Genomic DNA, 21,998 nt, shown 5'->3' with positions numbered 1-21,998 from the left:
ATCGGGGGCCGGGAAGCATGGCCGGGTGCTTTCTCACCGTCACCACCCGGCCACGGCCCCGTCGCTGCGCGGGTCGAACGCGCCGGCCAGGGTTCCATCGGCCTCCCGCACCAGCGCCCCGGCGTGCCCCATCACCGGGGTGAACGCCGGGAGCAGTTCCACCGCATGCCCGGCTTCGCGCAATGCCTGCACCACGGCCGGATCGAAGCGGTCCTCCAGCTTCAGCGAGGTGCTGTCCTCGCCCCAGGTGCGGCCGAGCAGCCAGCGCGGGGCGGTGACCGCCTGCTGCAGCGGCATGCCGAAGCGGGCGTAGCGGGTGAAGATCGCGGCCTGGGTCTGCGGCTGGCCTTCGCCGCCCATGGTGCCGTAGCTCATGACGCGGCCGTCGTCGAACACGGCCAGGGCCGGGTTGAGGGTGTGGAACGGTTTGCGGCCGGGGCGCAGTGCGTTCCAGCCGTCGCGCGCGAGGCGGAAGCTGCAGCCGCGGTTCTGCCAGGTGATGCCGGTGCGCGGCAGCACCAGCCCGGAGCCGAACTCGAAGTAGGTGGACTGGATGGAGCTGACCGCGCGGCCGTCGCCGTCGATGGCGCCGAACCAGACGGTGTCGCCGGCCTGCGACGGCTGCGGCCACGGCAGGGCGCAGGCCGGGTCGATGCGTGCGGCCAGGGCATCCAGTGTGTCGTCGTCGTCGAGCAGGGCCTGCGCATCCAGGGTCATCCAGGCCGGGTCGCCGACCTCGCGGTCGCGGACCAGGAAGGCCTGCTTGGTGGCCTCGACCAGGCCGTGCAGGTGGGCATAGCCGTCGGCCGCGTCGGCCGGCAGGCGGTCGAACAGCGCCAGGATCAGCAGCGAGGCCAGGCCCTGGGTCGGCGGGGCGTGGTTGTAGACGGTGGCGGCGCGCAGGCGTGCGTGCAGCGGCACGCTGGCCTCGGCACGGTGCGCGGCCAGGTCGGCGGCCGCGAGCGGGCTGCCCAGCGCCTGCAGGTCGGCGGCGATGTCGGCGGCCAGCGCGCCGCGGTAGAAGTCGTCCAGGCCGTCGCGCGCCAGCCGCTCCAGCGTGGCCGCCAGCGCCGGCTGCCGCAGCAGCGCACCCTCGCGCAGCGGCACGCCGTCCGGCTCGAAGATCGCGGTATAGGCGCCGGGCTGCGTGCGCAGTTCGGCGCCCTTGGCCGCGGCGATGTCGGCGCCGCCGGCGGTCACCGGCACGCCATCGCGGGCATGGTGGATGGCATCCTCCAGCAGCCGCGCCAGCGGCAGCCTGCCGCCGGCCCTGGCCAGTGCCAGCGCCCAGCCGGAGACGGTGCCCGCCACGGTGTTGGCGGCACCGGGGCCGCGCCAGGGGATGGTGGTATGGCCCGCATAGAAGTCCAGCGTGGCCGCGGCGGCGGCGCGGCCGCAGGCGTCGATGCCGTGCACGCGGCCGTCGGCTTCGCGGACCAGCCAGAAGCCATCGCCGCCGATGGCGGTCATGTGCGGGTAGACCACCGCCAGGCAGGCGGCCGTGGCCACCGCCGCCTCGACCGCGTTGCCGCCGTCGCGCAGCACGTCGCGGCCGGCCTGCGCGGCCAGGTGATGGGGGGCGACGACCATGCCGCGGCGCGAGCGCAGGGTATGCAGCATCAGCGCAGCTCCGGTGCGGGCGGCGGCGCCGAGCCGACCAGGCCGTCGCGTTCCAGCTGCGCGGCGACGGCGAACAGCCGGTCCTCGCGGCCGGGCGCGGCGATCAGCTGCACGCCCAGCGGCAGCCGGTCCGGGCGCCACAGCGGCGCGGCCAGCACCGGGCAACCGGCCAGTCCCAGCGGCTGGGTGAACAGGCCGAGGTTGGCGCGTGCGGAGACCTGGACGCCGTCGATCTCGATGGTCTCCTGGTCGATGCGCGGCGCCGCGCATGGGGTGGCCGGGGCGAGAAGTACGTCCACCTCGTCCCACAGCCGGCGCATCGCGCCGGCGAACCAGTCGGCGAAGCGGCGGGCGTCGGCGATCGCGGCGGCCGGCAGTTGCAGGCCGGCCAGCAGGCGGTCGCGGGTGGCCGGGTCGAAGCCGGCGGCCTGCGTCGCCAGCGCGGCGCGATGGCGGTAGCCGCCCTCGGCGGCGGTCATCACGAAGGCGGCGGCACGCGAGCGTTCGGCGTCGGGCAGTTCGCGGATGGCAGTGATGCCCAGGTGTGCGGCCAGCGCGTCGAGGCCGGTGGCCAGCTCGGGGTCGAGGTTGCGGGCGAACCAGCCGCCGAGGCGGGCGATGCGCAGCGCAGCGACGTCGCAGCCGGGCAGGGACTGGCCGGCCATCGCCTGATAGACGACACGCAGGTCGGCGACCGAGGTGGCGAACGGGCCGGCGACGTCGAAGGCGTCGACGAACGGGAACACGCCGTCCAGCGGCAGGCTGCCGTGGCTCGGGCGCAGGCCGTAGATGCCGCACAGCGCTGCCGGCACGCGGATCGAGCCGTTGGTGTCCGAGCCGAGTGCGAACGGCACCAGCCTCGCCGCCACCGCCGCGGCCGAGCCGCCGGAGGAACCGCCGGCCAGGCGCCGTGGATCGTGCGGGTTGGCGGTGGTGCCGTAGTGGGCGTTGACGGTGGCGAAGCCGTAGGCGAACTCGTCCATGTTGGTGGTGCCGGCCAGCACCGCGCCGGCATCGACGAGCCGTTGCACGAGGACGGCATCGCGCGCTGCGGGCGGTGCGTCGGCGCGGATCGCGGCGCCGGCGGTGGTCGGCAGGCCGGCGACGTCGAACAGGTCCTTGACCGCGAATGGCACGCCGGCGAGGGGGCCGCCGTCGTGGCCGCCATCGAGCGATGCCTGCACGCGTGCGGCGTCGGCTCGGGCGCGTTCGGGGAGGGTGCGGGTGAAGGCGCTCAGCGAGGGGTTGGCGGCGGCGATGCGCTCGAGGGTGCGCTCGGCGTGGGCGAGTGCGTGGCCGGGCGTGGCGCGGGTGGTTTCGGCGATCGCGGCGATCTGGCCGGGGCCTTGGGCGCCGGCTTGCTCGATGGGGGCGGCGAATTCGCGCAGCAGTCTTGCGTAGCCGTCGAGCAGGTCGGTGTTGCGCTGGATGCCGGGTTGGTATTCGACGGGGATCTGCATGGGAATCTCAGGCTTGGGGGGCGCTGTTCTGTGTAGGAGCGGCTTGAGCCGCGATGGGCCTTGCTGATGATGCTCGATAAAGCAAAGTCAAAGGCTTTCGCCCTGACGGGCGAGCCACCTTTCTTTGCTCGTGCAAAGAAACGTGGCCCAAAGAAGCGCTTTTCCACAGTCGCAGGCTGGTCAAGCACGCCCTGCCTTCGCGCCCTCCGCGCTCCGGGTTAGCGGATCCGGTGGGAATTTTCGGACGGGGCATCCTGCCCCTGCCGCGAACGACGTGCATCCATGCACGTCGCCCCTGCGGGGTCTTACCCGCTGGCTCCGCCGCTTCGGAAGGGAACCCGGCAAGTCAAAAGCCAAGGCAACAGCAAGAGCACCCCTCCCCAGCCCTCCCCTGCGCTTCGCGCAGGGGAGGGAGCAGAGCAACGGCAACAGCGGGCTGCTTGTTGATCATGCTGCCGGCAGCGGTGCGCCCACCGCCGGTGGCTGCGGGGCGGTCAGGCGCTCGACGAGCAGTGCTTCCAGCGCGGGTACGTCCACTTCGCGTACCACGGTCTGGGGTTGCTCGCCCAGGCCGGGCTGGTAGCCCTCGGCCCAGGAGACGATGTCGCCGTAGCCGGCGTCGAAACCGGTGTTGACGTCGATGTACAGCCGTTCGGTGGCGGTGGCCAGCTGCGGCTGCAGCCAGACCGCCGTGGCCAGTTCGTCCCACAGCGGGAAGCCGGGTTCGCGCCGGCGCAGGGCGTGGCCGATCGGGGTGTCGGCCGCGCCCATGCGCGCCAGCAGTCCGGGGGTCAGCTCGGTGGCGGTGGACGGGTCGACCGGGACCATGACGATCTTCTGCCACGGCGCGCGGAACACGATGCGCGCCGCTTCCGGGTCCCAGCGGATGTTGAACTCGCGCCGCGGCGAGTTGACGAACTCGCGGGCGAACTGCGCCGCCGACACGCTATCGCGGCGCTGGCGCGGGTTGAGGCTGCCGCCCATGTACACCAGCTCCCTGGCCAGCGTGGCGAACTGCGGGTCCAGCGACTGCGCCAGCGCCAGGTTGGTCAGCGGACCGGTGGCGACGATGCTGACCTCGCCGGGGTACTGCCGCACCATGCGCAGCATGAACAGCGCGGCGTGCTCGTCGGAGGCGCGCACCACCGACGGGTTGCCCAGCGCCAGGTCGGGCACGACGTCGTGGGCGTGGTAGCGCGGTGCGCTCTGCACGGTGTCGCCGTCGATCCACTGCCGGGTCCACGCGCCCTTCCACAGCAGCTTGCCGTGCAAGGCTTCCCAGCGCTCGGTGGCGGCCTCGGAATTGAGCAGCGGGAACACCGGGCCGGGCAGGGCCGGCACCTCGGGGCGGCCGGCGATCTCCAGCAGCCGGCGGGTGTGCGCCAGCGCCTCGTCGCGCCAGATGTTGCCGCTGACCGCGGAGATGCCCAGCACCTCGACCCCGGGCGACTGCAGGACAAGCAGGTGGGCGGGGGTGAAGCCGTCGATGTCGTCCTCGAGGATGACCTTGCGGCGTGGTGGAGTGGAGGCTTGCGACGGAATCGTCATGCGGGGTACGGGTCCTCTTGCGTTAGGGCCCACGCTTAACACTGGGCCGGGGGTGGGGGCGGCGCCGCGCCCGCGGGCGCGGCGCCGGATGCGGGCGGGGGCCGGAGCCGGTCCCCGCCTCCAGGCGAGGTTACAGGTCGAACGAGGCGCCGAAGGTGACCATGAAGGTGCGATCCTGCAGCAACTGCCACGTGGCCGCGGAGGCGGTCGTGGTCAGCGATGTCGTCGTCGAGTAGTTCAGCGCCTTGCGGTCGCCGAGGTTGAACACGTTGACCTTCAGGTAGGGCTTCCTGAGGCTGCCGAAGTCCTGGAAGTTCCAGCCGCCGTTGAGGTTCAGCACCGCGAAACCGCCCGAGTACGAGCCCTCCGCATTGGTGAAGGTGCCCCAGATGCCGCTCTGCACGGTGGTGCTGAGGCTGGCCCAGAACGGTCCGTCGTTGTAGTTCAGCGCGGCGTAGCCGGCATGCTTGGGCGCGTTGACCAGGGTGCTGCCGCCGATGGCGTAGGTGCTGGTGCCGAAGCTCAGGTCGTCCTGAATCGTCGCCTTGGTGTAGGCATACGACGTGTACAGGTTCCAGTTGTCGTTGAACTTGTAGCTGAACTCGCCGTTGATGCCGCGCATGTGCACCGCGCCGAGCGGGAAGTACACGTACTGGCTGGTGACCGGGTCGGTGCCGCTGAACTGCTTGTTCTTGAAGTTGGTGGCGAACACGTCGATCACGGTGCTGACCTTGTCGCCGTAGAAGCGCCAGCCGAAGTCGGCGGTGGTGGCCTGCTCGGGATCGGCGTTGCCCGCGCCCACGCTGGTGCCGGTGGCGGCGGCATAGGCGGCGTTGTAGATGTCGTCCAGGGCCGCCAGCGCGATCGGCGCGCGGTAGGTCTTGCCGATGCCGAAGTACAGCTGGTTGGCGTCGTCGATCTGGTACTTGATGCCGGCGCTGGGAGTGAACTTCTTGTACTCCTTCGAGCCGGAGGCGTAGAACTCGGTGGCCGTGTCCCAGTTCGGCTGGTTCCAGTACCAGCCCTTGCGCGTCACCCAGGTGTAGGCGCCGCCGACGGTGACGGACAGGGCGTCGGTCGGGGTCCAGGTGTTGTTGAGGAACACGCGCTTGGTCGGGGTGACCGCGTAGTAGCTGTAGGCGACGTACGGGGCGCCGTTGGCCGCCTGCAGGTAGTTGGCGCTGTCGTGCGCCCACAGGTCGGACATGTTGCCGCCGGCATCGACGCCCAGGCGGGCGTTGAGGCCCTGCTGGCGCGGGCGCTCGTACAGGAAGCCGTACTCCAGGCTGTCGTTCTCGCTGAAGTCCTGCTTGAACTTGACGTGGATGCCCGGGCGGTAGGTGTCGGAGGTATAGAAGTTGTAGTAGTTGCCCACGCCGGTGCCCGAGCCGGAACCGCCGCCGCCGTAGCCGTAGACGAAGTACGGCACCACCGACAGGTGCAGGCTGTCGGTCAGGGTGAACTCGCCGTCGAGGCTGGCGATCCAGCTGCGGAACGGGTTGGTCTGCAGGCCGCTGTAGGTGCTGGCCGAGGCCGGGTTGTAGAAGCGGTCGTAGCCGAGCTTGTAGTCGCTGGCCTGGGCCTGGGCCTTGGTCAGGGCGCGGTAGTTGTTCTTGACCTCGCGGTTGTACTGCAGCGAGGCGGTGATCGAGTTGTCCGCGTCGATCGTCCACACCGACTTGCCGTCGATCTTGGTGACCTTGGACTGGCCGGCGCCGCGCCACAGGTCGGTCTGGTTGTTCGAGTAGGAGATCCACGAACGCACCGGGCCGAGGTCGCCGGTGTTGTAGCGCACGAAGGTGCGCTTGTAGCTGTTGCTGCCGAAACTCTGGCTGACGTCCACGCCGGCGTCGTGGGTCGGGTCGACGGTGACCCAGGCGATGTTGCCGCCGGCGGCGCCGATGACCGGCGAGGTCACGCTCGGGAAGCCCTGCTCGACGGTGATGTCGCCCATGTTCTCGGTGTCGCCGTACTCGGTGGCGTACATCTTGTAGTTGCCCGAGTCGTTGATCGGCACGCCGTTGACGGTCACGCCCACTTCGTCGGCGGGAAAGCCGCGCACGGTGAAGGCGCCGTCGTTCAGGCCGGTGATGTCGTTGGTGGCCGAGATCGCGCCGGGGATGGAGCCGAGCATCTGGGTGAAGTTGGCGCCCGGTGCGGCCTTCAGGATCGCCTCGCGGCCGACAGTGGACACCGCCTTCGACGCCACCTGGTACTGCATGTTGCCGCCGCCGATGGATTCGATCTGGCTGCCGCTGACCTGTACCGCGTCGAGCTGCTGCACGCGCCTGGTGGCGTTGGAGTTGGTGGTGTTGGAGGTGGTGGTGACGCTGCTGCGCTGGGTGCTGCCGTCGTTGTCCTGGGTGGACTGGGCGAGCAGCAGGCCGGGGGACGAGTACAGGGCCGCGGCGACCGCGGCGGCCAGGATGGCTTTGTTCATTGGGGAAGTACCTGTGGGAGATTGATGCATCGGGATGCGGATGGGCCGCCGCGGCCGTCGCTGGCCGGACCGGCGGTGTTGCCTCAAGGGTCTGTCCCGGCCCTGTCCGTCGTGCTTCCTGCCGTCTGCTCTTGCTTCTTCGTATGGGGTGGGGCGGCCGCGTGCCCGGCTACCGGTGGACGACCGGGCCGGCCGGGCGATCGGCACCAGACGCCGGCGGCGTCGATCCCGCGCGCCGGGCCCGTGTGCCGCCATGCCGGCGCCGCTCCGGCGGTCATCGTGCTTCCTCCAGCACCTGGTCCTCGAATGCGGCCAGCCGCGTTTCCAGCGTCCACTGCAGCCGCGCCTTGGCACTGCGCTGCAGCAGCCTCGCGCAGTCGCCGCGCGCGGTCCCGGGGGCGGCCGCGGCCAGCGCGGCGGCGCAGGCCGGTGCGGCGGCGCCATCGGCCTGCCACAGGCCGTCGCCGGGCAGGAAGGCGTAGCTCAGGCCGTTGCGGGCGATGCGCTTGAGCGTCGGGTAGTCCAGGCCCTGCTCCTGCACCGCGCGCTGGTACTCGTGGGTCATGTCCGAACGCGAAACCCCGGCGTCGTCGGTGGACAACACCACCGGCACGCCGGCGGCCAGGTACATCGACAGCGGATGCGCCGCGCCCTTGACCCCGAGGATGACGTCGTTGCTGCTCAGGTTGATCTCCACCGCGACCTGCCGGCTGCGCATGTCCGCCAGCAGCCGTCCGGGATCATCCTCGTAGGCGATGTCCACGCCATGGCCGATGCGGCGCGCGCCGGCATCGACCGCGGCGCGGATGTGGAAGCGCAGCTCGGCCGGCGGCACCAGTCCCAGCGTCAGCTCGCCGGCGTGCAGCGCCAGCGGCACCTTCGGCTGGCGCGCGGACAGGAAGCGGAACATGTCCATGTGCGCGCGGTAGTCGGCCAGCGCCACCGGGTTGTCCTCCGGCGCGACGATGTTGACCCCGGAGTAGCGGCTGCCGTCGGCCTCGACCAGCGCGTAGCCCAGCGCTATCTGCGCGAACACCGCCGGCTGCGGCAGGGTGCGCAGCGCATAGGCGAGGTAGCGGTACTCCACCGTGCAGCCGGGGCTGGCGCGGGACGTGCCGCAGCGCATCTTGCGCCGCACCTCGGCGTCGATCCGCGCGCGGTCGGCGCTGGCCTCGCGGGCCAGTCCGGGCAGCTCGCGCTCGAAGCGGCGCAGGTTGCCGGCGTAATCGCCGTCCCGCCACGGCAACTGCTGCACGCGGCGGCCCAGCTCGCCGGACTGCGGCGGGTTGTCCATGATCTCCACGTAGGCCACCCGGTCGCGCGCGGCCTGCTCCAGCGTGGCGACGACGCTGTCGGCGCGGCGCAGGTCGGCCACGCCGAACTTGCCGAAGGTGGAGAAGAAGCGGCCGTGCCCGGACGGCTGCGGCTGCCCGGGAATGAAGTTGCGCATCGACAGCGCATCGACCACCTGCGAGTACAGCGCCGGGTCGCGGCTGCCCAGTTCGCGCGCGGGCGCCTGGCCCTGGCCGCACGGCGGCGCGCGCAGTGCACGCGTGTCCAGCTGCACGCACCAGCCTTCCTCGCCGGCCCAGCGCAGGTAGTCCTCGGCGTACACCGAACCGGACAGGTGGTTGTGCAGGTCGCCGCCCTTGGGCATGGCCTGCAGGAAGCGGCGCAGCAGGGCCGGGCTGCCGGCGCGCTGCTGCATCAGCGCGGCGACCTGCTGCTCGCGCACGGCGGCATCGGCGGGGGGAGCGGTGGGCCTGGCATGCGCGCCCTGCGTGGCGGCCAGCAGCAGGAGCATCGACACGGAAACGAGCGGTCTTGGCATCGGCGGCAGAGGGTATCGGATGGGAAGGCGGGCCGAGAGCGACGAGGAGTCGCTACAGCGCATAGCGCAGCACGAACAGCGCGGCGACCACCCAGGTCGCCATGTGCACCTGGCGCCAGCGGCCGGCGCCGAGCTGCAGCACCGCATAGGTGACGAAGCCCAGCGCCAGGCCGTTGGCGATGGAGTAGGTCAGCGGCATCGCCAGCGCGCAGGCCGCCGCCGGCAGCGCCTGGGCCAGGTCGTCCCATTCCACCGCGGCGATCTCGCGCAGCATCATCGCGGCGATGTAGACCAGCGCCGGGGCGGTGGCGCAGGCCGGCACCATCGCCGCCAGCGGCGAGAACAGCAGCGCCAGCAGGAACAGCGCCGCCACCACGATCGCGGTCAGCCCGGTGCGGCCGCCCACCTGCACCCCGGCCGCGCTCTCCACGTAGGCGGTGGTGCTGGAGGTGCCGATGATCGAGCCGGCCAGGATCGCGCCGCTGTCGGCCAGCAGCGCGCGGTCGAAGCGGCGCCGGTGTTCCGGCGTCTTCAGCAGCCCGGCGCGCTGGGCCACGCCGGTCAGCGTGCCGGTGGCGTCGAACACCTCCACCAGCACGAACACCAGCACCACGTGCAGCACCGCCGACAGCGTGTCGCCGCCGCCCAGCGCGCCGGCCACGTCCAGCTGCATGAAGGTCGGCGCCACGCTCGGCGGCAGCGCCACCAGTCCCTGGTAGTGCACCAGTCCCAGCGCCCACGCCGCCACGGTGGTGGCGAGGATGCCGATCAGGATCGCCCCGCGCACCTTCCACAGCTCCAGCAGGGCGATCAGCAGCAGCCCGCCGAGCGCCAGCAGCGGCTCGGGCCGGTGCAGGTCGCCCAGCGTCACCAGCGTGGCCGGCTGCGCCACCACCAGCCCGGCCTTCTGCAGGCCGATGAAGCCCAGGAACAGGCCGATGCCGGCGGCGGTGCCGCTGCGCAGCGCCAGCGGGATGCCGTCCACCAGCCAGCGCCGCGCGCCGGTCAGGGTCAGCGCCAGGAACAGGCAGCCGGAGATGAACACCAGCCCCAGCGCCTGCTGCCAGGAATAGCCCAGGGTGGCGACCACGGTGAAGGCGAAGAACGCGTTCAGGCCCATCCCCGGCGCCAGCCCGATCGGGTAGTTGGCCAGCAGGCCCATCAGCAGCGAGCCCAGCGCCGCGGCCAGGCAGGTGGCCACGAACACCGCGCCGTGGTCCATGCCGGTGGTGGCGAGGATGTCGGGATTGACGAAGACGATGTAGGCCATCGTCAGGAAGGTGGTGGCGCCGGCCAGCAGCTCGGTGCGCACGCTGCTGCCGTTGGCGGCGATCTGGAAGCCGGGCCAGCTCATGGTGCCGGCACCGCGCGGCGGCGGGAAGATGCAGCGGTCGATGTCATGCACGGTCTCGCGGAAGTCTGGAAGTACCGACGCGCGGTACGTAGGTTCGCAGGCCGCGTCCGCAGCCATTATCCCACCGGGCATCCTGCACCGGCATGACGGATTTTCGATGTCGCCCTTGCAAGACAACGCACCGGCGCCCCTTGGCGGCGACGGCAGCAGGACCTGTAGGTGCTACTGATGTCGCTTTGGGGCCTGACCGGTAGAGCCCCAGCGCGACTGAAGTCGCTCCTACAGGTCAAGCACCAGCCGCGGCGAACGGCTGCGCGAGCAGCACACGGTGATCTGGTCGTTGGCGGCGCGCTCGCCGTCGCTGAGCACGCAGTCGCGGTGGTCGGGCTCGCCGGCGAGCACACCGGTCAGGCAGGCGCCGCACATGCCCTGCTCGCAGGACAGGTCCACCGGTATCCCGGCGGCCAGCAGCACGCTGGCGATGCTGGCGTCGGCCGGGACCGTGACGACCTGGCCGCTGGAGGCCAGCTCCACCTCGAACGCGCCGTCGCCGGGCAGCGCGCTGTCGAGCACGCCGAAGTGCTCGCGGTGCACCTGCGCGGCCGGCCAGCCGGCCGCGGCGGCCAGCGCCGCGTAGCGGTCCATGAATGCCACCGGCCCGCACAGGTACAGGTGTCCGTGCGAGGCCTGCAGCAGTTCCTCCGGCACATGCGTGCGCGGGCTCTGCCCGGCCTCGCTGGCGTGCAGTTCGACGCGGCCGTGGGCGAAGCCGGTGCGCAGCTGCGACAGGAACGCCGCCTGCGCCATGCTGCGCACGTAGTAGTGCAGCACGAACGCCTCGCCGCGCGCGTCCAGCGCCTGTGCCATCGACAGCAGCGGGGTGATGCCGATGCCGGCGGCGAGCAGCAGCTGCGGGCCGCCGGACTGCAGCGGGAACAGGTTGCGCGGCTCGGAGATCCACAGCCGCTGGCCGCCGGCCAGCTGCTCGCAGACGTGGCGCGAGCCGCCGCGCGAATCGGCCGCGTGGCGCACGCACAGCAGGTAGTGGTCGCGCACGTGCGGCGCGCTGGCGATCGAGTACTGGCGGACCAGGCCGCCGGGCAGGTGCAGGTCCACGTGCGCGCCGGCCTCGAACGCGGGCAGCTCACCGGCCACCGGCTCCAGTCGCAATGCGCGGTTGCCCTGGCCTTCCTCGACGATGGCGGCGACCGATACCTCGATCAGGGCCATCGCCGATCCTCCCGGGCGCGGCGGTGAGCGGCGATCGCTGCCGCGCCCCGGCCATCCCGATGACGCGGCCCTGTCGCCGCCCCGCTACGGAAACCCTGCGCGAGCAGGCACGGGCCCGGTCTCATGGCGGAGCGGGGAGCATCGGCGGGGCGGTCGGGTGCGGCGATATGCATGAAGTCCGATCTGGTTCGAGCGGCGGCGGGCCGGCGCGAGCGGTGCAGCGGTGCTCGCGAGTGCTGGCCCGATCGACTGTAGGTAGCCGGTAGCGTGCGATCAACAATCGTTTTTCAGTCGCCGGATTGCAAAAAATGCAACGCCCGCCGCCGCTCGCCCGCCGCTCAGTAGTCCAGCGTCCTGGCGAACTCGGCGACCTCGCGGGTGACCCGGTTCCACTCCTGCTGCTGCCTGTCCAGGTCGATGGTGAGCACCTTGCCGTCGCGCGCGACCACCCGGCCATTGACGATGGTGGTGTAGATGTCGCCGGCATCGGCCTGGTAGGCGATCGCGGCATAGACGTCGTACAGCGGCTGCATGTTCAGCGAGCGGGTGTCGACCAGGATCACGTCGGCGGCCTTGCCGGGCTCCAGCGAGCCGATGCGGTCGTCCATCTTCAGCGCCCGCGCACCGCCGATGGTGGCCATCGCCACCAGCTCCGGCGGCGTGTAGGTGGTGGTCTCGGGATGGCGGATGGTCGCCACGCGCTTGGCGTAGCCCATGATCGAGACGATGTCCATCTGGTTGGAACTCAGCGGGCCGTCGGTGCCCAGGCCGACGCCGAGGCCGGCCCGCATCATTTCCAGCGCCGGCGACAGCCCGCCATGGCCCTTGGTGTTGGCCTTGGGATTGTGGGCGATGCCGACGCCGCGCGCCTTGAGCAGGGCGATGTCCTTGTCGTCGGCGCGCAGCACGTGCGCGGCCAGCAGGCGCGGGCTGAGGATGCCGGTGGAGTCCAGGTACTCGAGTTCGTCGCCGAAGCCGGCCGCTTCCGGGAAGCGGGCCTTGACCCGCTCCCATTCGTCGAGCGGCTCGACCAGGTGCATCAGCACCGGCACGTCGTACCGCTCGGCGGCCTGCTGGATCCTGGCCAGCATCTGCGGCGAGACCGAGTACGGCGCGTGCGGGGCGAAGGCCGGGGTGATCAGCGGGTCGTCCTTGAAGCGCTCGACGAAGTCGACCGCGTACTGGAAGCCGCCGTAGGGCTCGGGTGCGTCGACCACCGGGAAGTTGATCACCGTCTCGCCGAGCACGCCGCGGATGCCGACCTCGCGCACCGCTTCGGCCACTTCGTCCTCGTGGTAGTACATGTCCACCACGGTGGTGACGCCGGCCACCGCCAGTTCCATCGCCGCCTGGCGCGAGGCGACGTTGATCAGCCGGCGGCTGAGCATCCTGCTTTCCAGCGGGAAGAAGAACTTGCGCAGGCGATCGTCGGTGCGGTACTCGCCGAGGCCGCGGAAGGCCATCATCGCGATGTGGTTGTGGGCGTTGACCATGCCCGGCATGGCGATGTTGCCCTGCGCGTCGATGGTCCGGGCGGTGGCGTAGTCCTTCTCCAGGCCGGCCGGGCCGACCGCGACGATGTTGCCGCCGTCGATGATGATCGTGCCGTCGTCGTGGACGTGCAGCTGCTCGTCCATCGTCACCACCCGGGCGTGGACGATGGCCAGCGAGGCCGGCTTCCTGGCGGCGGCCTCGGCGGCCGGCGCGTGCAATGCCAGGCCGAGGACGGCGCCCAGCGCGAGGGGGAGCAATCGGGTCATGGGGATGCCTTTCTTGGGTAGGACGGGCCTGGCGGCCGCCACCGCGACGGGCGGCGGCCGTTGCCGGGCCGGCTCAGAAGTGGGTGGCGTACTCGATGCCGACGATGCGCGGGTCGCTGACCATCGCCGCGCGGCTGATGAAGGTCGAGGTGGCCAGGATCACCCGGCGGTCGGTCAGGTTGCGCCCGTACAGCGCGATCTCGTGCCGGCCCAGGTCCCAGTTGTAGCCCACGCGCAGGCCGCCCAGCGTCACCGGCTTGCTGTTGAACTCCACCGAGTCGTACAGGTAGAAGTTCAGCTTGCTGCGGTAGTTCCAGTCGGTGTAGGCGAAGAACTCGCCGGTGTCGCCGACCGGCACGCTGTAGCGCGCGGTGAAGCTGGCGACGTACTTGGCCGCGCGCGGCAGCGCGTTGCCGTCGACCAGGGCGCGGCCGTTGGCGTTGAGCGGGTCGAGCACGATGCAGTTGCTGCACACCGATACCGCCAGGTCGCGGTCGCGGATCCGGGTGTCGTTGTAGCTGCCGCCGAGGGTGAAGGCCCAGTTCGCGTTCGGGCTCATCTCCAGGTCGAACTCCAGGCCGTGGCCGTCGGTGCGCTTCACGTTCACCAGGTCGGTGGAGTTGGAGGTGGCGGCCACCGCGGTCATCTGCTGGTCGTGCATCACGAAGCCGTAGATGTCGGCGTTGAAGCGCAGGCGGCCGTCCCAGCCGGTGCTCTTGATGCCCAGCTCCAGCGAGTTGATGGTCTCGGCCTTGGCCGAGGACAGGCTGTTCTTGCTGGTCAGCCGGCCCTGCACGCTGGGCGCGCGGAAGCCGTTGGCGTAGCGGCCGTAGACGCTGAGCCGGTCGGAGAACGCCCAGGTGCCGGTCAGGTCGCCGCTCCAGTGCGAGTCGGTGGGATTGGCGGTCAGCGGCCCGAGCGTGCCGGTGTAGCCGTAGAAGCGCTGCGCGCTGTAGTCCTTGTCCTCGTGCGAGTAGCGCAGGCCGGCACGCAGGTTGAAGCGCTCGTCGAGCTGGTAGGCCAGCGAGCCGAACACCGCCGCGGCGTTGGTGCGCTGGCTCTGCCGGACCCAGGCGGTGCGGGTGGTGCCGGTGTTGTCGTAGTTGAAGTTGTTGATGTCGATGTCTTCGTGGAAGTAGTACAGCCCGGTCTGCCAGCGCAGGCGCTCGTCGGCGTCGTTGGCGATGCGGAACTCCTGGGTGAGCTGGCGGTGCTGCGGGATCTCGTCGGCGGTCTGCGAGTACGACCCCAGCGCGCTGGACGGGCTGGGCCAGGCCGGCGTGCCCGCCGCGGCCAGGTAGCCGCCGTCGATGTCGCCGAGGCTGAACATGCGCACGCGTTCCAGGCCGGTGATCGAGGTGAAGGTGAGGTTGTCGCGGTACCAGTTCAGCTTGGCGCTGGCGCCCCAGCTGGTGACGTTCTCGGTGTTGCGGCCGTCCTGGGCGACGCGGTCGAGGTCGAAGCCCGGCACCAGCGACGGCGAGCCGGCCTGCACCGAGTTGGGACGGAAGATCGCCGCGCTGCCGTCGTAGTCGCGCGCGTGCACGTTGAGCAGCGCATCGAAGTCGTCGCTGCGGTACATCGCCTGCAGGCGCAGCGCGCGGTCGTTGTAGCCGCCCAGGGCGTCGTGCCTGCCGCTGTAGGCGTTGTCGATCCAGTCGTCGCGATGCTGCAGCAGGAACGACGCGCGCCCGCTCCAGCCGCTGCCGCCGAGCTTGCCGCCCAGCGCGCCCTCGACGTTGGCGGTGCCGTAGCTGCCATAGGACACCTTGGCGTAGCCCTCGGTGTCCTCGCCGGGCTTGACCGAGTCGAACTTGACCACGCCGGCCGGCGAGTTGCGCCCGAACATGGTGCCCTGCGGGCCGCGCAGCACCTCGACCTGCTCCAGGTCGAACATCGGGAAGCCCTTCAGCAGCGGGTTCTCTTGGACGATGTCGTCGTAGACCAGCGAGACCGGCTGCGAGGCGTTGGCGTCGTAGTCGGTGTTGCCCAGGCCGCGGATGTAGAAGCGCGGGAAAGTGCGGCCGTAGCTGCTCTCGACCTGCAGGCTGGGCGAGCGCCCGGCCAGCTGCACCAGGGTGTCGCCGGAGGCGCCGTAGGCCTGCAGTTTCTCGCTGTCGAGCACCGAGATTGCGATCGGCACCTTCTGGATGTCCTCGGGCCGCTTCTCGGCGGTCACCACCACGTCCTTGAGGGTGCTGGTCGGCGGGCTGGCCTCCTGGCCGGCGGGGGCGGCGATCGCCGCGGGGCTGCACAGGGCGGCCAGCGCCATCGTCAGCGGGATGCAGGCGGCCAGCCGCTGCGTGTCTACCTTTGTCATTCGATTCTTTCCCGGTTGTTGTCTGCGCGGTGCGCGCACCATCCCTCCCACCTTGCAACGCTTCGTCCAGAAGCCGGGCAGGCTGCCGCGAGCGGACCGCGATCCGCCGCAGGTGCCGTGTCGTTCTCCGGGTGCCGCGCATCCTTTCGGTGCCGGAAGTCCGCCTGCCGCTGCGAGGGCGGCTGCCCTCGCAAGGGCGGGGAAGATAGCAGAAGACGCGCGCTCTTCCCGCGCGTACCGCACACGCGCAATGCATTCCGGGACGTGGTCGTCGTGGTGCGCGCATGCGCGATCGGCGCGGGCGCGTGACGGGTATCCGGTTTCGCGGCCGGAGCGGGCCGCCGGCTTCCGCCGCGGCCCCGGGGCGGGGGCCCCGTGCCGGCCGCGGATCAGCGCAGGAAGAAGTCGCTGTAGCCCTTGCCGCGCAGGGCGCGACGATAGGCGATGGAGCTGCGGTCGGCGGGGATGTGCACCTCCAGCAACGGGTCCAGCGGCAGGTACTCGGGTTTCTGCGACTCCACCATCGCCCGGTCCTCCTCGAACACCCGCAGGTTGAAGGCGTGCACGTCCTCCACCGGCAGGTCGGTGTCGAAGTTGCGCGCGATCGGCACGAACAGCCGGGTCCGGTGCGCCGATACCGGGCTGGCCGCGTTCATGATCACCAGGCGCTGGCCCGGGGTGGGGAAGTGGATGGTCAGGGTGGCGGTGAACGGCAGGTGCACCTCGAAGTGGCGCAGCCACTGGAAGCCGGGGGGGGTCGGGTCCTTGCCGTCCACCCCGATCGGGTAGTTGCCCACCGAGCTCAGGTAGTCGGCGTTGAAGCCGCTGGGGGTCTCGCTGGTGGTGTAGGCCGGCACCTCCTGGTTGTTCGGGTCGGCGAAGGTGCCGGTGTGGATCCAGGCGAAGTGGGCCACGTCGATGAAGCCTTCCAGCTGGCGGCCGGCCGAGCCGGCGATGTCGAAGCCGGGGCAGACGATCTGCTGGAAGCCGGCATCGTCCCAGTGCGGCATCGCCGGAATGTCGGCCTGCTCGCCGGGCTGCAGCGGCGGCCGCGCCAGGCATACCCAGACCAGCCCGTAGCGCTCGACCACGGCGTAGCTGCGCAGCTTCATCTTGCCCGGGATCGCCTGGTTGGGATTGGCGGGGATGCGGTTGCAGCGCCCGCCGGCGCCGAAGCGCAGGCCGTGGTACGGGCACACCACGCCTTCGCCGTCGCTGAAGCCCATGCTCAGCGGCACGCCGCGGTGCGGGCAGACGTCGCGCGCGGCCACCAGCTCGCCGGCGAAGCGGTACAGCACCAGCTGCTCGTCCAGCAGCGTCGCCTTGACGGGCGCCGCGCCGACTTCGGAACCGAGCGCCACCGCATGCCAGTGCTGCGCCAGGCGGTGCCAGTCGTCGGGGTCGAAGGTGGAGTCGAGCGGAACAACGGGGGCGGCGGCGTCCATGGGGCGGTCTCGTCTGTGCTTGCCGGAGGGCTGGCGAAGAGGGGATCGGGCCTGCGCTGCGACATTCCGCTGCAGGGTGGATTCACTCTAGGGAGTGCGCCGTGTCATGATCAAACATCATTTTTCAGTCATTGCATTGCAAAAAACGCAACATGCCCTCCATGATCACCTTCTCCCGCTTCACCCACTACTTCATCGAGGTCGCCCGCTGCGGCAGCATCCGCAAGGCCTCGGAGGTGCTGCACGTGTCGGCCTCGGCGATCGACCGGCAGATCCTGCGCGCCGAGGAGGAGCTGGGCGCGCAGCTGTTCGAGCGCTTGCCCGGGCGGCTGCGGCTGACCGCCGCCGGCGAGCTGCTGCTGGTGGACGCAAAGCAGTGGGAGAAGGGCTTCGCGCGCACGCTGGAGCGCTTCGACGAACTCAAGGGGCTGCGCCGCGGTCATGTCGAGATCGCCATGATCGACGCCCTCGGCGAAGGCATGGTGACCGACGCGCTGGCGGCGCTGATCCAGCAGTACCCGGGCATCACCTTCAGCCTGATGACCGCCGGCAACAAGCGCGTCAGCGACCTGGTGGCCGGTGCGGAGGTCGATTTCGGCCTGCTGCTGGACCCGGTCGGCGGCGCCTCGCTGGAAGTGCGCGCCTTCGCCGAGGTGCCGCTGGGCATCGCCATGCCGGTCGGCCACCCGCTGGCCGCGCGCACCGAGCTGCAGCTCAACGAGACGCTGGAGCACGGCCTGCTGCTGCCCGACGCGCCGCTGATCGTGTCCGAGCACGCCAAGGTGCTGTACCAGCGCCAGCACATCGATACTTCGCGGCTGACCCGCTGCAACGACGTGCGCACGCTGCGCTCGCTGATCCGCAACGGCGTCGGCGTCGGGCTGCTGTCCTGGCTCGATGCCGCCCCGGACGTGGCGCAGGGGCGGCTGTGCTTCGTGCCGCTGCGCGCCAACCTGAGCAAGCCGATGACGCTGGCGCTGTGCGTGGCGCCGCAGCGGCAGCTGTCCAAGGCCGCGCAGATCGCCATCCAGGCGCTGACGCCGGCGGTGGAGAGCGGCATGGGCCTGGAGCCGGCGGGGTAGGCCGGAACCACGTCGCCGACGTGTGAGGCTGTCGCTGCCTCCTGCGCCCAGCGCGAGGGATGAGGAGATTTCGTAGTTTTCGTTGCCTGGCCGCGCCCGCAGGCTGCGGCCCGGGTCAGGCGCCGGCGTCGCGCTCGCGGCCGAGCTGGTAGGCCTGCAGGTGGCAGTACGCCGCGGCCAGCAGCGGCGCCGCCTCGCCGGCGGCACGGGCGCGCGCCAGCATGTCGCCGACGATCTGCCCGGCCTCGACCCGCGCACCGGCCTGCAGGTCGCGCAGCATCGAGGCGGTCATGGTCGAGCCTGCCTCGGTCAGCAGGTCCAGGGCGCGCTGCCGGGCCGTCGCGGGCACCGGCTCGCCCGCGGCCGCGGCGGCGGCCAGGCATTCGCGATACAGGCCTTCCATCAGCGCGCGGCCGTCGTCGGTGGCGACGATGCGGCCCACCGGCGCGCGCATCAGGCAGGTGCCGGCCGCCAGCGCGGCCAGGAACGCGAACTTGATCCACTGCTCCCGCGCGATGCGCGGCGAGGCCAGGTGGTCGATCCGCGCCTGCGCGCAGGCCTGGGCGAAGCGCTGCACGCGCGCGCTGCCGGCCTGGCCGTCGCGTTCGCCGAAGGTGATCGAGGCCGCCTCGCCCAGGTGCACGATCTCGCCGTCCTCGCCCTTGCCCGCGCTGATGAAGCACAGCCCGCCGAGCACCCGCGCGGCACCGAAGCAGGCATCGAGCGCCGAGTAGTGGCGCAGCCCGTTGAGGATCGGCAGCACCGAGGTCTGCGGCCCGATGGCCGGAGCGATCGCCGCGATCGCGCTGTCCAGGTCGTAGGCCTTGCAGCTGAGGATCGCCAGGTCGAACGGCCTGTGCCCGGCCAGTTCCGCCAGCGCATCGGCGGTGACGTGCGCCACCTGCACGCCGGCATCGCCCAGCGGGCTGCGGATGCGCAGGCCGTCGCGGTCCAGCTGCGCCGCACGCGCCGGCCGCACCAGGAAGGTGACGTCGACGCCGGCCTGCGCCAGGCGCGCGCCGAAGTAGCCGCCGGTACCGCCGGCGCCGAGGATCAGGATGCGCATGTCGAGCCTCGCTCAGTGACGGAATTGGCCATGATGGGGGGATGCGGTGATCGGTGCCGGTTCCGTCCGTCCGGGGGCGGCCTGCGAGCGAGAGGGCCCCGGCAGTCCACGAACCCAGGCAGCGCCGGCACGGAGCCTCAGCTGCGCAGCCCCACCCCGCGCCGCAGCAGCCACAGCGCCAGCGCCGACAGCACCGCCACGAAGCCCAGCATCAGCGCATAGGCGACCCAAAGCGGGACGTCGCTGGCGCCGAGCAGGCCGTAGCGGAAGGCGTTGACCATGTAGAAGATCGGGTTGGCGTGGGTGGCCGCCTCGGCCCAGCCGGGCAGCAGCTTGACCGAGTAGAACACCCCGCCCAGGTAGGTCAGCGGGGTCAGGATGAAGGTCGGCACGATCGCCACGTCGTCGAACTTGCGCGCGTACACGGCATTGATGAAGCCGGCCAGCGAGAAGATCGTCGCGCCCAGCAGCACCGTGGTCAGCGTCACCAGCGGATGCGGGATGCGCACCGGGGTGAAGAACATGGCGATCAGCAGCACGATCACGCCGACCATCAGCCCGCGCGCCACCGCACCGGCGACGTAGCCCCACAGGATCACCCAGTTCGGCATCGGGCTGACCAGCAGCTCCTCGACGTGGCGGCCGAACTTGGCGCCGAAGAACGAGGAGGAGATGTTGCCGTAGCTGTTCTGGATCACGCTCATCATCACCAGCCCCGGCACGATGAAGGCCATGTAGCTGAAGCCGTCCATGTCGCCCACGCGCGAGCCGATCAGGCCGCCGAAGATCAGGAAGTACAGGGTCATGGTGATCGCCGGGGGCACCAGCGTCTGGCCCCAGATGCGCAGGATGCGCTGCACCTCGCGGCGCACGATGGTGCCCAGGGCGACCCAGTTGCGCTGGGCGGGCGAGGGATCCGGGATGGGGGACTGGGGGTTGGTTGTCATGCTCATCGTCGTCGAAGGGGCTCAGCTGGCGGCGGACTGCTCTTGCGAATCCCGAATCCCCGGTCCCGGCTTCCCACCGCCGGACGGCGGGTCATCCCGGCCTTCCCCCGTCAGCCGCACGAACAGCTCCTCCAGCCGGTTGCTCTTGGTACGCATCGAGCGCACGCGGATGCCGGCGCCGTCGAGCGCGGCGAACACGCGGTTGAGGTCCATCGCCCGCGGCATGTCCAGGTCCAGCGTCTGCGCATCGCGCGCCACCAGCGTGGTGCCCTCGATCGCCGGCAGCTGCGCCGGCAGGACGCCGTCGATGTCGAACACGAAGCCCTCCACGTCGAGCTTGGCCAGCAACTCGCGCATCGGTCCCTGCTCGACGATCCGGCCGTGGTTGATGATGGCCAGGTTGCGGCACAGGCTCTCGGCTTCCTCCAGATAGTGCGTGGTGAGGATGATGGTGGTGCCGGCGGCGTTGATCTCGCGCAGCGCACGCCACATGTCGCGGCGGATCTCGATGTCCACGCCGGCGGTGGGCTCGTCCAGGATCAGCAGGCGCGGGCGGGTCATCATCGCCCGGGCGATCATCAGCCGCCGCTTCATGCCGCCGGACAGCGTGCGGCTCATCATCTGCGCCTTGTCCCACAGGTGCGCGCGCTTGAGCTCGACCTCGGCCAGCCGCTCGGCCTCGGCACGCGGCATGCCGTAGAAGCCGGCGTAGTTGACCAGGATGTCGAAGGGCTTCTCGAACAGGTTGAAGTTGATCTCCTGCGGCACCAGCCCGATCAGCCGCATCGCCGCGCTGCGCTGCTTCACCAGGTCGGTGCCGAACACCTGCACGCTGCCCGAGGTCAGGTTCACCAGCGAGCTGACGATGCCGATCAGGGTGGACTTGCCGGCGCCGTTGGGCCCGAGCAGGGCGAAGAAATCGCCCGGCGCCACGTCCAGCGACACCCCGCGCAGGGCCTGCACGCCGTTGTCGTAGAGCTTGCGAAGGTCGCGCGCGCGCAGGGCGGGCGGGGCGGAATCGGCTGCGGCAGTCAAGTTGGGTCTTCTCGTCGTATTGACGACAGGGGTGGAAAACGGCGGCTATTATAGGTTCCCAAGCCGGCCTGGCCCGGCGACAGACCGTTCCAGACACCCCACAGTGCCCGTTCAATTCCCACTCAAGCTCGTCGATCGCCGCATGCTGGCGCCGGCCGTGGGCCATTACCGTTTCGTGCGCGACGATGGATTGCCGCTGGACTTCCTGCCCGGCCAGTTCATCCAGCTGCACTTCCACTACGCCGATGGCACCGCGACCAAGCGCAGCTATTCGCTGGCGACGATCCACGACCACGCGCTGACGGCGGGCGAGGACGTGGAGATCGCGGTGAGTTTCGTGCCCGGCGGGGCGGCCACGGCGCTGTTCGAGGCACTGGAGATCGGCGGCCACGTCACCGCCAGCGGGCCCTACGGCCGCTTCTGCCTGCAGCCGGGCGACCGCAACCGCCGCTACCTGCTGGTCGCCACCGGGACCGGGGTGACGCCGTACCGTTCGATGCTGCCGCTGCTGCAGCGGGCGATGGCCGAGCGCGGCGTCGAGGTGGTGCTGCTGCAGGGTGCGCGCACGCCGGCCGAGCTGCTGTACGGCGACGAGTTCCGCGGCTTCGCCGAGCGCCACCCCGGTTTCCGCTACGTGCCGTGCTTCTCGCGCGAGATGCCGGCGCAGCCGCATGCGGACGTGCGCCAGGGCTACGTGCAGCAGCACCTGGTCGAGTTCGCCCCGGATCCGGCCGGCGACACGGCGTACCTGTGCGGCAACCCGGACATGGTCGATGCCTGCTTCGAGGTGCTCAAGCAGGTGGGGTTGCCGATGCAGCACATTCGCCGCGAGAAGTACGTCAGCAGCAAGTAGCTGCGCG

The 21,998-nt window shown here is 70.9% G+C and carries 15 protein-coding genes; 2 read left to right on the top strand and 13 right to left on the bottom strand.

Translation table 11 applies throughout. The features are described from left to right. Nucleotides 1–39 precede the first annotated feature (39 nt). The 10 genes from LRX76_RS11605 to LRX76_RS11560 form a co-directional block, all read right to left on the bottom strand. The gene (locus LRX76_RS11605) at nt 40–1,620 is read right to left on the bottom strand and encodes a gamma-glutamyltransferase (RefSeq protein ID WP_231805329.1); all 1,581 of its coding nucleotides are present in this window, start codon (nt 1,618–1,620) and stop codon (nt 40–42) included. Then, nucleotides 1,620–3,080 carry an AtzE family amidohydrolase gene (locus LRX76_RS11600; protein ID WP_231805327.1) on the bottom strand — a complete coding sequence of 487 codons (1,461 nt, stop codon included), beginning with the start codon at nt 3,078–3,080 and terminating at the stop codon, nt 1,620–1,622. Before LRX76_RS11600 ends, LRX76_RS11605 begins: the two co-directional genes overlap by 1 nt. A gap of 447 nt (nt 3,081–3,527) precedes the next feature. Beyond that, complete coding sequence (locus LRX76_RS11595) at nt 3,528–4,628, bottom strand: nucleoside hydrolase (RefSeq protein WP_231805325.1); 1,101 nt, start codon at nt 4,626–4,628, stop codon at nt 3,528–3,530. A gap of 130 nt (nt 4,629–4,758) precedes the next feature. Beyond that, entirely contained in the window at nt 4,759–7,068 is a 2,310-nt protein-coding gene (locus LRX76_RS11590) for a TonB-dependent receptor (protein ID WP_231805323.1), read from the bottom strand. Between the two features lie 274 nt (nt 7,069–7,342). After that, a complete protein-coding gene (locus LRX76_RS11585) occupies nt 7,343–8,872 on the bottom strand; it encodes an adenosine deaminase (RefSeq protein WP_231805534.1) in 1,530 nt (509 codons plus the stop codon). A 79-nt stretch (nt 8,873–8,951) separates the two neighbouring features. Continuing rightward, on the bottom strand, nt 8,952–10,253 hold the full coding sequence (locus LRX76_RS11580; RefSeq protein WP_231805532.1) for an NCS2 family permease: 1,302 nt from the start codon (nt 10,251–10,253) through the stop codon (nt 8,952–8,954). A gap of 279 nt (nt 10,254–10,532) precedes the next feature. Further along, on the bottom strand, nt 10,533–11,483 hold the full coding sequence (locus tag LRX76_RS11575) for a PDR/VanB family oxidoreductase (protein ID WP_231805321.1): 951 nt from the start codon (nt 11,481–11,483) through the stop codon (nt 10,533–10,535). Between the two features lie 338 nt (nt 11,484–11,821). Further along, nucleotides 11,822–13,243, bottom strand: coding sequence for an amidohydrolase (locus tag LRX76_RS11570; protein WP_231805319.1), 1,422 nt, complete (start codon nt 13,241–13,243; stop codon nt 11,822–11,824). Nucleotides 13,244–13,316: 73 nt separating this feature from the next. After that, nucleotides 13,317–15,563, bottom strand: coding sequence for a TonB-dependent receptor (locus LRX76_RS11565; protein ID WP_231805317.1), 2,247 nt, complete (start codon nt 15,561–15,563; stop codon nt 13,317–13,319). Nucleotides 15,564–15,952: 389 nt separating this feature from the next. Then, on the bottom strand, nt 15,953–17,008 hold the full coding sequence (locus LRX76_RS11560) for an aromatic ring-hydroxylating dioxygenase subunit alpha (RefSeq protein WP_231805314.1): 1,056 nt from the start codon (nt 17,006–17,008) through the stop codon (nt 15,953–15,955). 161 nt (nt 17,009–17,169) lie between these two features. Between LRX76_RS11560 and LRX76_RS11555 the strand changes: the two genes are divergently transcribed. After that, nucleotides 17,170–18,090, top strand: a complete 921-nt coding sequence (locus LRX76_RS11555; protein ID WP_231805312.1) for a LysR family transcriptional regulator — start codon at nt 17,170–17,172, stop codon at nt 18,088–18,090. A 115-nt stretch (nt 18,091–18,205) separates the two neighbouring features. Here the strand turns inward: LRX76_RS11555 and panE are convergent, their stop codons facing one another. The 3 genes from panE to LRX76_RS11540 form a co-directional block, all read right to left on the bottom strand. Further along, entirely contained in the window at nt 18,206–19,156 is a 951-nt protein-coding gene (gene panE / locus LRX76_RS11550) for a 2-dehydropantoate 2-reductase (protein WP_231805310.1), read from the bottom strand. A 137-nt stretch (nt 19,157–19,293) separates the two neighbouring features. Continuing rightward, on the bottom strand, nt 19,294–20,103 hold the full coding sequence (locus LRX76_RS11545; protein ID WP_231805308.1) for an ABC transporter permease: 810 nt from the start codon (nt 20,101–20,103) through the stop codon (nt 19,294–19,296). Nucleotides 20,104–20,124: 21 nt separating this feature from the next. Then, the gene (locus tag LRX76_RS11540) at nt 20,125–21,138 is read right to left on the bottom strand and encodes an ABC transporter ATP-binding protein (protein ID WP_231805306.1); all 1,014 of its coding nucleotides are present in this window, start codon (nt 21,136–21,138) and stop codon (nt 20,125–20,127) included. Between the two features lie 103 nt (nt 21,139–21,241). On the opposite strand from LRX76_RS11540, the gene LRX76_RS11535 reads away from it, so the two are divergent. Continuing rightward, entirely contained in the window at nt 21,242–21,991 is a 750-nt protein-coding gene (locus tag LRX76_RS11535; RefSeq protein ID WP_331716775.1) for a ferredoxin--NADP reductase, read from the top strand. Nucleotides 21,992–21,998 lie beyond the last annotated feature (7 nt).

This window comes from Stenotrophomonas sp. MMGLT7 (assembly GCF_021168555.1).
Classification (GTDB): Bacteria; Pseudomonadota; Gammaproteobacteria; order Xanthomonadales; family Xanthomonadaceae; genus MMGLT7.
Note: the sequence above shows the minus strand (reverse complement) of the source record. Positions and strands in the feature narration are given on the sequence as shown.